Annotated in this window: 13 protein-coding genes; 5 read left to right on the top strand and 8 right to left on the bottom strand. The window is 36.3% G+C overall.

All coding sequences use genetic code 11. From position 1 onward, the window contains the following. Window positions 1-1,389, bottom strand: a 1,389-nt coding sequence (locus QNJ66_RS24330; protein WP_300511240.1) for a transposase, incomplete at its 3' end; no start/stop codon positions are given. Between the two features lie 121 nt (window positions 1,390-1,510). On the opposite strand from QNJ66_RS24330, the gene tnpA reads away from it, so the two are divergent. Together tnpA and QNJ66_RS24320 are read left to right on the top strand one after the other, a co-directional pair. Continuing rightward, window positions 1,511-1,930 carry an IS200/IS605 family transposase gene (tnpA, locus tag QNJ66_RS24325; RefSeq protein WP_300511239.1) on the top strand — a complete coding sequence of 140 codons (420 nt, stop codon included), beginning with the start codon at window positions 1,511-1,513 and terminating at the stop codon, window positions 1,928-1,930. A gap of 355 nt (window positions 1,931-2,285) precedes the next feature. Beyond that, the gene (locus tag QNJ66_RS24320) at window positions 2,286-2,981 is read left to right on the top strand and encodes a M15 family metallopeptidase (RefSeq protein WP_300511237.1); all 696 of its coding nucleotides are present in this window, start codon (window positions 2,286-2,288) and stop codon (window positions 2,979-2,981) included. A 26-nt stretch (window positions 2,982-3,007) separates the two neighbouring features. Here the strand turns inward: QNJ66_RS24320 and QNJ66_RS24315 are convergent, their stop codons facing one another. Next, a complete protein-coding gene (locus tag QNJ66_RS24315) occupies window positions 3,008-4,195 on the bottom strand; it encodes an HhoA/HhoB/HtrA family serine endopeptidase (RefSeq protein ID WP_300511236.1) in 1,188 nt (395 codons plus the stop codon). 134 nt (window positions 4,196-4,329) lie between these two features. On the opposite strand from QNJ66_RS24315, the gene QNJ66_RS24310 reads away from it, so the two are divergent. Further along, window positions 4,330-4,800, top strand: a complete 471-nt coding sequence (locus tag QNJ66_RS24310; RefSeq protein ID WP_300511234.1) for a M67 family metallopeptidase — start codon at window positions 4,330-4,332, stop codon at window positions 4,798-4,800. 174 nt (window positions 4,801-4,974) lie between these two features. On the opposite strand, the gene QNJ66_RS24305 is transcribed toward QNJ66_RS24310, so the two are convergent. Together QNJ66_RS24305 and sigC are read right to left on the bottom strand one after the other, a co-directional pair. After that, a complete protein-coding gene (locus QNJ66_RS24305; protein WP_300511232.1) occupies window positions 4,975-6,378 on the bottom strand; it encodes an MFS transporter in 1,404 nt (467 codons plus the stop codon). An 84-nt stretch (window positions 6,379-6,462) separates the two neighbouring features. Next, a complete protein-coding gene (sigC, locus tag QNJ66_RS24300; protein WP_300511231.1) occupies window positions 6,463-7,719 on the bottom strand; it encodes an RNA polymerase sigma factor SigC in 1,257 nt (418 codons plus the stop codon). A 260-nt stretch (window positions 7,720-7,979) separates the two neighbouring features. Here sigC and miaA point away from each other — a divergent pair, with 260 nt between their 5' ends. Then, window positions 7,980-8,888, top strand: coding sequence for a tRNA (adenosine(37)-N6)-dimethylallyltransferase MiaA (miaA, locus tag QNJ66_RS24295; RefSeq protein WP_300511230.1), 909 nt, complete (start codon window positions 7,980-7,982; stop codon window positions 8,886-8,888). Window positions 8,889-8,897: 9 nt separating this feature from the next. On the opposite strand, the gene QNJ66_RS24290 is transcribed toward miaA, so the two are convergent. Continuing rightward, the gene (locus QNJ66_RS24290; protein ID WP_300511229.1) at window positions 8,898-10,151 is read right to left on the bottom strand and encodes a glycosyltransferase; all 1,254 of its coding nucleotides are present in this window, start codon (window positions 10,149-10,151) and stop codon (window positions 8,898-8,900) included. A gap of 5 nt (window positions 10,152-10,156) precedes the next feature. After that, window positions 10,157-10,861 (bottom strand): lysophospholipid acyltransferase family protein, encoded by a 705-nt coding sequence (locus QNJ66_RS24285; RefSeq protein WP_300511228.1) that lies wholly within the window; start codon window positions 10,859-10,861, stop codon window positions 10,157-10,159. 261 nt (window positions 10,862-11,122) lie between these two features. Here QNJ66_RS24285 and QNJ66_RS24280 point away from each other — a divergent pair, with 261 nt between their 5' ends. Continuing rightward, window positions 11,123-11,566 carry a tellurite resistance TerB family protein gene (locus QNJ66_RS24280; protein ID WP_300511227.1) on the top strand — a complete coding sequence of 148 codons (444 nt, stop codon included), beginning with the start codon at window positions 11,123-11,125 and terminating at the stop codon, window positions 11,564-11,566. On the opposite strand, the gene ggt is transcribed toward QNJ66_RS24280, so the two are convergent. Next, complete coding sequence (ggt, locus tag QNJ66_RS24275) at window positions 11,543-13,096, bottom strand: gamma-glutamyltransferase (protein ID WP_300511226.1); 1,554 nt, start codon at window positions 13,094-13,096, stop codon at window positions 11,543-11,545. The genes QNJ66_RS24280 and ggt overlap by 24 nt on opposite strands. A gap of 30 nt (window positions 13,097-13,126) precedes the next feature. Then, window positions 13,127-13,564: a hypothetical protein gene (locus QNJ66_RS24270; protein WP_300511225.1), complete on the bottom strand. Its 438-nt coding sequence runs from the start codon at window positions 13,562-13,564 to the stop codon at window positions 13,127-13,129. Window positions 13,565-13,708 lie beyond the last annotated feature (144 nt).

Below are 13,708 nucleotides of genomic sequence, written 5' to 3'. Positions count from 1 at the left end.
AAGTGTCCCCAAGGTTACTGGTGTTCTCAGTGTATTTGTAGAACTTTGGCTAACAAATACCTTAGAGAAATACTTATCACCAATTAAGACAGAATACCAATACCTTGCCCCAATATTATTGGAAGCGCAAAGATCGGCATTATATTGTTTTCCAGACGGAAAAGTACACAAAGAATAATTCTTTTTACTACGTTTAACTTTTCCACTGCCATCAAAGGCATAAGCACTGGTATATTTAGGATTAACTGTTTGTACAATTCCTCCTAATTCTGCCCATCGGTTATTTAAAATCTCTACTATTTTTCCATGACACCATAAATGAAACTTTTGTCTCATTAAAGTGCCTTTCTTTCCTGCCTTAGCTTTCCATCCTGCTAAGTTCTCTATGACAATTACTTTAACATCATGAAGTTTAGCAAACTCAATAATTTCTCTAGATACTTTACGGGAAATTTCTAAATTAATATTACTTGATTTCCGATAAAGTCCTCGACAAAAACCTTTAACAAACTTTTGCCTTATCTTTTTGTGAGTTTGCTTTGACTTTTTAGCAATCATCATTTTTCGTTTATTTCGACGGTCTATGTCTCTAGCCGGATTGATAAATTTCCGAGCCTTTACAGTACCGTCCCGTCCAACAATTGAACAAGTTGCAGCATTATTAATGCCTAAATCTACGGAACAAACATAATCTGAATCCTCCTTTTTAATTGGTTTAACTTTAACTGGCATTGAAAGCTGACAAGTCTTAGAATTAACTACTAAAGCTGGTGATTTAATCTGATTACCTATCACTTTATGTCGATTAAGTCCATGACTTTTAACTGGAATTTCTGTTAACAAAACCCAATCAAAACCATTCCAAACCGCCGACCCACCTTGAATTGAATTCAAGGTGGAAAGCGGCGGTGCATTCCGCACTTTGAGAGAAACATTTTGATAATCATTATTATATTTAACTTGTTGACCTTTATATAAAGCAGGGTAAGATTGACACATAGCTGTTAAGCGAGGTGGTCTAACTTTTTTGTTCTTTCTTATCCCTGATTGCCATTCTCTATAACGAGTCTGAAAACTTGAAACGATGCCAATGGCATCAGCTATTGCTGCCCTTCTTAAATAATTAGGAAACTTCCGAAAAGATGGATATTTATTAATAGCTTTTTGATAATATGAATATTTTGGATTGGGATTGTTGCTAGTTACATGGATAGATTTTTCTAGATAATTTATTTTCTCTTTATCCGTTAGATTACCAATTGTTTTCCATTCTGCATTAACAATAAAAACTAAAGGTTTTAAGAATTTTCTATATTCTGCAACTGTCAATAATAATAGCTTTTTTTTGGATGGTGTCACCTTGAGACTCCAGACATCTGTGCGAATCATAGAGTCTTGCTTTTTCCTTTGGCTTTTGACTTACCCATAACACGGCTAAAACTTTATTGACTCTATATTATTGTACCATATATACTGAAAAATATCAATTAGTTATGTAATTAGTTAATTAATGCAGTTACCCTTAAAAACTCGCAGTAATAGTGCTTTCCGCCTAATTTATCATTTAGTCTTAGTCACTAAGTTCCGTCGTCAGTGTTTAACCACTGACATTTTAGAGAGGATGCAGTTAATCTTACGAGATTTATTAAGTAAATGGGAATGTGATTTGATTGAATTTGGTGGTGAGGCTGACCATATTCACTTATTATTTGAAACTCATCCCTCTGTGGAACTTTCTAAATTAGTTAATAATATAAAAACTGTTACTTCTCGTCGTTTACGTTCTGAATATGGAGAACATTTATCTCAGTTTTATTGGGGTTCTAAACCTCAATTTTGGTCAGGGAGTTATGTTATTATCAGTGTTGGCGCACAGGCTCCTTTAGAACGACTTATAGAATATGTACAAAATCAAGAAACCCCAGAATAAGGACGGCGAAGCTTTTATTTGCTGGTTTCGCTAACCCCATCGCTCATCAAAGATTTTAGATGGGGACTGCGCTCAACAATTTTGTTCAAATAAGTTTGAGACAGAGTAGTGTGAGCATATTGCTCACTATGGTGACAATATAGGGGAAGTTTTTGTCTCATTTTTATTTGAATTGACTATAACCACAAAATTCAACAATAATGATGGTACTTTCGGTATAAATCAAGCATCACTAATTTTTTCTTGAAATCTTGAGGTTGTCCATATTGATTCCAACCGATTTATTCTCAATTTTCTATAACTTTTCTTTAATAGCAATCTAGTTTAAACTTAAGTATAATTATGTAATAAATCCATGAAACCCTATCAAACTATACCGATTCAAGATTGTGGTGAACCCCTCATTTCTATTCCTTTAGAACAGTTTTCCGTAGAAAAACCTCACCCCTATCAAAAGTTAGGAGCGTGTTATGGACAAAAATCTCCCCATTATTTACGCTCTCGAGTTGTAGAAAAACTGATAGAAGCGCAAACTAACTTACAGGAACAATATCCAGGCTGTAAAATTCACATTTTTGATGCTTATAGACCCGTTGCTGTACAACAGTTTATGGTGGATTATACGTTTACATCTCTACTACAAAAAAAGGGACTAAGCTTAGAAAAATTATCTCCCCATCAACAAGAAAACCTTTGGCAACAAGTTTATCAAATTTGGGCTATACCCAGTGATAATTTAGCTACCCCACCGCCCCATAGTACCGGTGCTGCGGTTGATATTACCTTGGTGGATGATTATGGTCAATTATTTGATATGGGAGGACACATAGATGAATTATCCGAGAGATCGCAGCCCAATTATTATGGGGATAGTACGGATAGCAAGGCAAAAAGTTATCATCAAAGAAGAGAAATACTCAACCAAATTATGACCCAAGCCGGATTTTTGCGCCATCCTGGGGAGTGGTGGCACTTTTCTTTAGGTGATCAAATGTGGGCTTGGCAAAGTCAAAAGGTGATGGCCTATTATGGCAGAGTGATTAATGGATAATTGATTCGTTAATTGTTAACTGTTAATTATTTTGTGGGGAAAGAACCAGGTAACACCTCCAAAGTGACAGGTTGACCCTGACGCATAACCTCAACGGCTAAAGTGTCTCCAATGGTGCTAAGTTCTACTTGTTCTTGCACTTCCACCGCTTCACTCACCGGTTGCCCCCCAACTTTAACAATAATATCTCCTTGTTTAAACCCTCCTTTTTCTGCAGGGGAACCTTGAACAACTCTTACCACTAAAACCCCTTCATTATCCGTGACTTTAAACGGGAATTGTTGCTCCTGATTAAGTTCTTTGCGTAATTCTGCATTAAGGGTGATCATGTGGATACCCAAATAAGGATGATCTGCTTTTCCCTTGGTTAATAACTGGTTAGCAACCCGTTGTGCTGTTTCGATAGGAATGGCAAAGCCTAACCCTTGAGCATCGGCCCGAATGGCTGTATTAATACCGATGACTTGACCTTGAGCATTAAGTAAGGGCCCCCCGGAGTTTCCTGGGTTAATAGCTGCGTCGGTTTGGATAAATCTAACTCGTTTATCTGGTACTCCCACCTCTGAACTAGAACGGCCTAAAGCACTAATAATACCCACCGTCACCGTATTATCCAGTCCTAGAGGGTTGCCAATAGCGATCGCCCATTCTCCAGGGTTGAGTTGTTCTGCATTGCCAATATCCACCGTAGGCAAGTTTTCGGCCTCAATTTTTACAACCGCTACATCGGTCATGGTATCGGTTCCCAAGACTTTTCCTTTATAGACTTGACCATCTTTGAGGGTAACTTTCACTTCTTTAGTGCCATCTACCACGTGAGCATTGGTTAATAACTGTCCATCGGGGGTTAAAATAAACCCTGAACCCGTTCCTCGTTCGGTGTGTTCTCTGGGAATGGGTATCTCGTCACCAAAGAAACGACGAAAGAAAGGATGTTCAAAGGTTTCTCCCATTTGGTCAGAAACTTGTCGGGTTGCGTCGATTTTGACCACGGCCGGACCTACTTTTTGGGCAGCTTTGGCAATAAAGTTTAAATTGGTTTGTGGAGAAGATTTGGAAGGGAAAGGAAAAGGTTTGAGGTTGGCGGGAACCACTGTTGGGGTTTCGCTGGTCAACTCTTGGGGGGTTTGCATTAAATAACGGCTTCCCCAAACTCCTGCACCGCTACCTAAGATCAATAGTCCGACATAGACAACTAACTGTTTAATACGCATAATATTTTTATTTTTCGATAATCACAGGGTTCCCTACCTAAAATTATGACAAAATTTCCTGCAAAACAGTCAACCCTTCTATGTTTATTTTAGCTTTGCTGCGAGAACCACCAAACTTGCTATCATATTAGGCTATGATTTATCTTTCTGGCACTCAACTGCAACAAATCGAAACCCATGCTCAAAAAACCTATCCTGAGGAGTGTTGTGGTTTGTTACTCGGAACTATTGAAGGAGATCATCCACAAGTGATAGAAGTTCGCGAAACAGACAATAATTGGACTCCTGAGATTATAGAGGGTTTGGAAAATCCAGGAAGTTCTGACCATCAACATCTAAGTAGAAAAAATCGTTTTAGTATTGACCCTTATATTTTATTACAAGTTCAAAAAGAAATCCGCGATCGTAACTTAAATATTATTGGGATTTATCATTCTCATCCTGATCATCCTGCTATTCCCTCGGCTTTTGATCGTGAAGTTGCTTGGCCAGACTATTCTTATATTATTGCTTCTTTAAGAAAGGGTAAAGTTACTGAAATAAAAAGCTGGAAGTTACAAGAAAATAACCAGTTTGTGCCAGAAAAAATCATAATTGTTGCATAAATAAGATTCCTCATTCCTCGGAATTACGGTTAAAAGGAAAAATAAAAATGATAGTTGAAAATTACAAAAACTTACTATTGCAGTGTGGTGGAAATAACCCACCTAGTCGCAAATTACTCTTTATATCCTAAATATTTTTTGTAACTCTATATCTGTAAAAATAACTTAAATTAATCAAGAATGGTGTTGATTTTTCTGTTGATAAATTTGAACCAAAATATCTTGATGAACTGCTTTGGTAATAGGATATAAGTAAGCGAAAATTAAACCAATAATTAATAAAGTAATAGGTAAAGGACCAATTATCATACGTATCGCCCATAAAGCTGTATCTGGTTGTTGTCCCGTACTTTTTGGAATATAACCAGCACTATCTAAAATTCTACCTACTAAGAATAGAGCTAAAGCAATACCAATTTTTTGTAATTGAACCACCAACGCAAAAAAGATTCCTTCTCGTCTTTCTCCTGTTTTCAACTGATCTAAATCCACAACATCAGGTAACATTGACCAAGGAACAATATAAGCCGTTGCAATACCAATTCCTGCTATAATAGCAATTATATACATTAAGTTTACTTGTCCAGGTTGCAGTAAAAATAATCCTAATTCTGCGATAATAGTAAAGGGAATTCCCATTAAATAAATCATCTTTTTTCCTAAGCGATGACTCAAATAATTCCAGACCACCATCATCATTAAAGCTGTTCCTTGAACCATAAGAGCCATACGAGTAAAGTGTCCTTCTGTTAACCCCATACAGTTAATAACAAAATAGGGTAGAATAGCAGCAATAGTTTGTACACTTAACCAGGAACAAAGATAAATAATCATCACACAAATAAAGGGGAAATTTGTAAAAATTAAACTTATTCTTTCCATGATAGATAGAGAAGAAGACCAACTATACTTAGTTTTATTTTGTTGAATTTTATTATATCTTTTATAAGTGCCAATAACACTTATGTAAGTAGAAACAATTGCAATTAATCCTGCTATTAACCCTAAGAATAAATATTGTTTTTCTTCATTATTAATCCAACTAAAAAGAAGTTCAGCTAGAATCAAAGATAAAATACTGCCACCGATACTAAAAGCAGAACGAAAACTAATTAAATTAGTTCGCTCATTATAATCCGGGGTTAACTCAGCAGATAAAGCACTATAAGGTAGTAAAACTGCCGTAAAAGCAGTATAAAAACTTAAAGCAATAATGGTATAATAAACAATCTGAAAAGTTTGATCATCAGAAGGAGAAATAGTCCACAACAAAACACAACTTAATCCTAAAGGGATCGAGCCTAAAATCATCCAAGGATAGCGACGGCCAAACCGTGAACGAGTGCGATCGCTTAACCAACCAATCAAGGGATCATTAATAGCATCCCAGATTTTTCCAGTCATGACAATAATACCAGCGACTCCAGGTTTTAGGCCGGCAATATCTGTCAAGAAAAAGAGGAAAAAGAAAACTAAAATATTACTGGGTAACGAACCACTTAATTCTCCAATCCCATAAGCTAACTTTGTGGAAAAATTTAGTTTTGTTGGTGGATGAAACTCTTGAGGGGATGACATTAGAAATATAGTAAGAATATCTCTTAATATTAACAAAAATACCATCACCATCTTTGAGAAAAATTGACGATCTTACCTAACAGATTAAGTCAAACTTTCAAAATAATCTCTAATTCGATTGCGTCGTCGAGGTTGACGCAGCTTTTGTAATGCTTTAGCCTCAATTTGACGAACTCGTTCCCGAGATAACTCTAAAGTGCGTCCAATATCAGCCAAAGAATAAGCAATCCCATCTTTAAACCCATAACGTAGTTTAATTACTTGTTGTTCTCTTTCCGTTAAATCTTCCAATAAAACCCCAATATCTCGACGTAAAGATTCAATGGCTAAATTTTCTTCCGGGGAAATATCTTCTGATTCCAACAAATCAACTAATTCTGTATCTTTTTCTTTACCCACTTTAACCTCTAAAGATACAGAACGGGGAATTTTCATCAACACTTCTCGAACCTGTGTAGCACTCATATCGAGTTCTTGACCAATTTCTTCTAGGGTAGCATTACGGTTTTTAATTTGAGAAATTTTGCGTTGAACTTGTTTAATTTTATTGAGTTTTTCTGTCACATGAACAGGAAGTCGAATAATCCGACTTTGGGTAGCGATCGCTCTAGTAATACCTTGACGAATCCACCAATAAGCATAAGTAGAAAAACGATATCCTTTAACAGGATCAAATTTTTCCACAGCTTTTTCTAATCCCAGGGTTCCTTCTTGAATTAAATCCAGCAATTCTAACCCTCGATGCTGATACTTTTTAGCTACAGAAACCACCAGACGTAAATTAGCTTTAATCATTTCGTCTTTGGCCCGAGTTCCTGATTTTTGAATCTGATTTAATTCTTCTACATCCATATTGGCCAAAACGGCCCATTTACGTTTGCCTTGCGCCAAAATTTCTTTTAGTTCAAACACAGAAACAACACTAGCTTTGGCCCATTTTTCCCAAGATGGACGATGACCTAAATAAGCCATTAATTCATCGTGAATGCGATGAACGTGAACAAATTGGCTCATGATCTCATCCTCTGTTTCTGCTGCTTGGTTTCTAATGTCTAGCAATTTAACATAACGTTGAACTTGCCTCGACTTACAGACCTCTTCTTCTTTTGTCAGTAAAGGAACCCGACCAATATCTTGAAGATATAAGCGGACTAAATCAGTTGTAACTCGATGAGTTGAGGAATCTGTTTCTGTCAAGTTTATGTTTTGTAATTCTAATTCAAATAAACTATCTCCCAATCCAGAAGTGATCTCGTTAGCTTCTTGATCTGAGTCTGTGATGGATTTGACTTCAAGAGAATCACGGTTATCAATATTGTTACAGGAAGATGTGGCTAACATAGGAATTTCTTAGTAATAGTGACGAGATCAAATGAGGAATTTCTACTTCCTCTGACTAACTATAGAATTCCCAAGATCAATCAAAAAACCTAAAGCTCTTAATATTTATTCACAATCAATTCATCAATATTCCATACTTATACGGTTATCATGATTTTTTAATGTCGGATTAGGTAGTATATTAATCCAAAAGATACCAAATGGGTTCTATAAAAATAGGAATTTTGTTATGATAGAAAAAACCGCTAAGATTGGTCATTATGTCAAGAGGCTTAATCGTCGTTTGTGGAGCGACGGCAACAGGTAAAACAGCCTTAGCTTTAGAAATTGCTCAGTCTATTAATTCTATCATTATTAGTGCTGATTCCCGTCAAGTTTATCGAGAGTTTAATATTGGAACAGCAAAAGTTACTCAAGGAGAACGGAATTTAATTCCTCACTATTTAATTGACATTTGTGAGCCAACAGAAACATTAACCTTAGCGGAATATCAAGAAAAAGCACAAAATTTAATTAATAATAATCTTACAGAATTTCCTCTTTTAGTGGGGGGAACTGGACTATATATTAAATCTATTGTTAAAGGACTAAAAATTCCTAGAGTCTCTCCACAAACTCAATTAAGATTACAGTTACAAGAGTTAGGACAACAACAATGTTATGAAATTTTACAACAAGTTGATTCTCTAGGAAGTAAAAAAATTCATCCCAACGATAAGGTTAGAACTCTGCGTGCATTAGAAGTTTTTTATGTGACGGGAATTCCAATTTCTCAACAACAAGGAGAAAATCCTCCTTCTTATCCTATTATACAAATTGGGTTAGATTGTTCTTCCGAAGAATTAAGGAAAAGAATTGTACAAAGAACAAAAAAAATGATCGATATGGGGTTGATTGAAGAAGTAGAAAAAATAGTTAAAAAATATGGTTGTAACTTACCTTTATTGAAGACACTAGGGTATGCAGAAATTATTGATTATCTACAAGGAAAACTATCATTAACCGAAGCAGAAAAAGAAATTATTTCTCATACTCGCCAATTTGCCAAACGTCAAAGAACTTGGTTTCGTGCTTATCCAGAAATTGAGTGGTTTGATACAACATCATCCAATTTAGTTGAGGAAGTTTTAGCAAAACTAGAATATATTTTGACAAGACTAAATCCATAATATGCAAAGTTATTTTTCAACTTCTGTTACCCGCCAACTCAACTTACTATTTAACCAGAAATTCACAAATGTTACCATCACAATAGCAATAAATTTTGCTAAAATATCACTAGCGAGCAATTCTATCAATAACCCATTAGTTATGACATTAGTAATCATTTCATCTAACTTTAACTCATTGAAAATAGTTAGGAAGAAACGACCCAATAATGTTTGTAAAATCACCCCAGCCAGACAAACTACATTAAATTTAATAAATCTTTTTATTCGCTGACGTTTTCCTGGTTGTCGACTAGAAATATCCCGAAATGTCCAGAGATCGTTCCAGAGAAAATTATTAATAATTGCTACTTCTGCAGAGAGAATGGTACTAGGTTCAAAAGGTAATCCTAATCCTTTACGAAGTAGAAAGAAAACCGTCATATCGACAAAAAGCCCACTAAACCCGACTAAACAAAACTGAATAAACCTAGCCGATAAAGATAAACGTAGTCGTAAAAGATGCTGTAAATACTCAATATATTGTTTCCAAGTGACCTTACTTTCCCCTGCTTGACGTTCTCGAAACACATATCCAGCTTCAGCTAACCAGCGAATTTTCCCTCTAGCGGTGACTTCTATCAAAATTTTGTAACCCACAGGACTCAAGGGTTTGCCAGCGATCGCACTGCGACGTACCATAAAATAACCACTCATAGGGTCAGAAAGACGGCCAATTACTTCCGGCAGAATAATCAAACCTAACATTTGTGCGCCACGGGATAAGAAACGACGAATAATACTCCATTCGCTCACTCCTCCCCCTTCCACATGGCGACTGGCCACAGCTAAGTCAGCCCCTTTATCCATTTCAGCTAAAAGCTGTTGGAGAATTTCCGGTGGGTGTTGTAAGTCGGCATCAATTACCCCTAAAATTTCCCCTCTAGCAACTTGCCATCCTCGAATCACGGCGGTGGATAGACCTTTTTCTTCGGTGCGGCGCATTACTCGCAGTTGGGGGTATTCTGGAATCAATTCTAAGGCTAATTTCCAAGTATAGTCGGGACTGTTATCATCAACAACAATCAGTTCATACTCTCCAGCAATGGATTGATCGAGTAAATGAGTGAGAATTTTAACAATATTTTGGATATTTCCTGCTTCTTTGTAGGTGGGTAACACCAAAGAGAATTTTAAAGGACGCTCATCAGCACTGTCTTGACTGATGGGACTATTTGGAATTTGAAAAATACCAGAAGGAGCAGGAACTAAAGATTGATTCATTAATATTATTTTTGAATAACTGTCTGCTTAAGTTTACCCTGAAATATTCGTTTGAGATTAGATTCTAGATCGTGGGTTAGCTTTTGGGAACTGCGTTTCATAGTGGTGGTGTCATAAGTAGCTACATCTAGGGGAGGACTAATATTAACGGTTATATCGGTTCCCCAACTGGGAAAAGGCTGACTATATTCAATTCTGACAGGTAATATTTTCATGCCACAACCGGGTTGTTGAGATTCCACTTCTAGAGCAATACGGGCTACTCCTCGTTTGAGGGGATGAACTTCTGTATCTCTGAAAATGCCTCCTTCTGGAAAAATAACTAACATTTCTCCTTGTTTGAGAACTTCCACACTATATTCTAAACTACTGGCCCCTGGCCGTTTAATATCCACGGGAAACCCTCCCATACGCCGAATAAACCAGCCCTGAATACCTGTCATTTCACTAGAAGTAACCATAAACCGAACATCTCGACCACTCACTATTCTCCCGAAGGCGTAGGGTACTATTAAAGCATCCCAACGGGAACGATGAGTGGGAGCTATGATAACGGGATCGGTTTTGGGGATATTTTCTTGTCCGTTGATGGTAATAGAACCAAAATAGAAGGGCAAGACTATTTTCGAGCCGAAAGGATAAGCAATATTAATCAACCAAGGAGAAATTCGAGATTTGACTTGCTCGCTCTTACTTGTAGGAATATTCATTTTTCTTAGGCAAAACGCAATAAAAATAATCTCGCTGTGGAGATTGCAAATAGGGTCATTGTCATTACACTATAAAACTTTTTATTCTTGATGTCTGTAAGGTTATGGACAGTTATCTAGCTGTCTGTCTGTTCCTTAGTTCGGAATTGAGTTTTAGTGCCATTTTATAATTAATTTTTCCCAGGGAATTAATCAGTCTTGGCTGGGTTTAAATATCCTATTTTTTGGTAGATTATTATTATAGTTACTTAAATCACTACCATGTCCAACATAATCCAATCAATCAAAGCAATGATCGCTAAACATCAGCAGCAAGTACGTCAAAAAAATTTTCTCGAGGCAGCAATGGGTGTTTGTGCTTTATTAGCTGTTGTTGATGGTGACATTGCTTTTGCTGAGCTAATGGCACGGGATTATATCTTAGATAATTTTCAACAACTTCAGGTATTTGATGCTAATGAAGCAGCAGAAATTTTTCGTATTAAAGGGGAAGCCCTGCAAAATAATTATCAACAGGAAAAAACAGCAATTATCAAATTAATTACTCCTTATGTTGGAGATAAAGAGTTAGCTCCATTACTATTACAAATTTGTTTAGTTATTGCTCAAGCAGATAGAGAGTTAAAACCGGCTGAACAAGAAATAATTAATGAATTAAAACAAATATTACAAATAGATGATTTAGATAACAATACCAACCCCTGATCTTCTTGGGTCGCCTATAGCTTCTAAGGAATGATTTTTTTTAAGTCTGACACCATGAACTCCACCAAAAAACATATTCATTTCTCGCCAAAGAATAATCTCTGTGTCTGGTGGTAGTTGTAAATTTTCAAGGTTTTCTAACTGTTCTGTTGGTTCTAGATTAAACATATTATTTTCCCAATGAATTCTAGGTTTATTAATGGCTTCTTCCAGGGAAAAATTAAAGTCTAATAAGTTAGAAATTACTTGTAAAAGAACAGTTCTAATACGATTTGAACCTCCTGAACCCAAGACAATTTTTGGTTTTCCTTCTTGGAGAATAATGGCAGGAGACATCATAGAAGAAATACGGCAATCATTAGGCCAACAATGAAATCCCAATGGGTTCAAATCTGCTTCTCCTAACATATTATTAAGCATAATTCCCGTGTCAGGAATAACATAAGAGGAACCTTCTCCATTAGAATTAGTTACACTGGCTGCATTGCCATATTCATCCATGACACTAATATGAGTTGTACTGCCCCATTTGTTAATGGTTTTTTGTAATTTATTTTGACCATCAAGAATATTCTTAGTGCTTAAAAATTGACTAATAATATTATTTTGGTAAAGATAATTATCATAGTTTATTTTTCTGGTTTCATTGGTTAATGACATCACTGCTGCTAATAATTGTAGATGGGCTTGACTACCAAAATCATAACTGTTTAAATCAATATTCTCTAGAATTTTTAGGGAATAATTAATCAAAATACCGCCAGAACTAGGAGGAGGATTAGTTAATAATTGATAGCCTCTATAGTTAAAATTAAGAGGCTTTCTTTTAAGAACACAATAATTTTGTAAATCTTCTGGAGTTAGATAACCCCCTTCTTTCATATCTTGTAAAATTTGCTGAGCAATATCTCCTTGATACAACTCTCGGATTCCTTTTTTAGCAAACTCTTCTAATACATTAGCAAAATTTTTCAGATAAGCTCTATCCCCGATATTTAATAACTCATTGTTCGATAAATATATTTTTCTTGACTCATGGGAAGTCCTTAAAATAGGTTCTAAAACTTCAAAAGTAACTCGGTTATAGTCGTTAACTTGGTAACCATTTCTAGCATAGTCAATGGCTGGTTCTACCAACACAGAAAACGGTAACTTACCCAGTTGCTGATGAACCTCAAATAAGCCCATTAAACTACCTGGAACAGCAACAGAACCCCGACCAATATGAAACACTTGGTTCGCTCCCCCAAAGTTAATATTAACGGGGTAAAAATCGATCTCTTCCAAGGACTTTTTTCGGCGAGGGGTTTGACAAAAAAAATCAAATAAAATACTTTCTTTCTCTTGTGTATGTGCCAACAAAAATCCACCTCCCCCCGCAGAAGTTAAAGTAGATTCCACCACAAAAGAAGCCAACATGGCAGCGATCGCTGCATCAAAAGCATTACCCCCTAATTCCAACATAATTTGACCAGCCTCTGCTGTTTTGGGATGTCCTGCGGCGATCGCTCCACGAGTTTTTTGATTCATTAATTTTGGTTAATAAAACAGGAATATTCCTTAATTAACTTCCTTTTTAATGATTATAGTCTCAGATTTCATGGAAATTTTAGTATCCCCATTGACCTCTATCCAAACTTTTGCCCCAGAGTAGAGGGTTTCGTTCTCCGGTCTGTAAATAATTTTGCAGTATCCATCAAAGGAAACTTCGGAACAATAGATCGTTTTAGAGCCTTTTCTAACAATAATGACAGGCTTTTTCTCCTCTCGCTTACTATTACTCCCGATTAGACCTTTATTAACGTGAATAACAGTAGGTTTTGTTCTACGCCTAACCAACCATGTGCCTTTTCTACCTCGCTTGCCACGAATAATTCTAGGCATTCTCGTTTTGCCATAAAGAGGAATTTTCCAGCCTTTTTGGGTTTTATACGCCCCTTTGACTCGTTTAGCATGAATTAATTGCAGTATCCGTTGACGACTTATTTCAATTGACATACTCCCACCACTAATTGCTCCGCTAAGCTACGCAATATAGTGGGGGATTCTCTCCGTATCACTACTAGAGATTCCTTGTTCAACGAGACAACTTAGATTATCAATGTTGCCATTAACAACCCAGAGGTCGGACTCTCCCAAGGC

Origin of the sequence: Crocosphaera sp. (assembly GCF_030064895.1) — a bacterium.
Classification (GTDB): domain Bacteria; phylum Cyanobacteriota; class Cyanobacteriia; order Cyanobacteriales; family Microcystaceae; genus Crocosphaera.
Note: the sequence above shows the minus strand (reverse complement) of the source record. Positions and strands in the feature narration are given on the sequence as shown.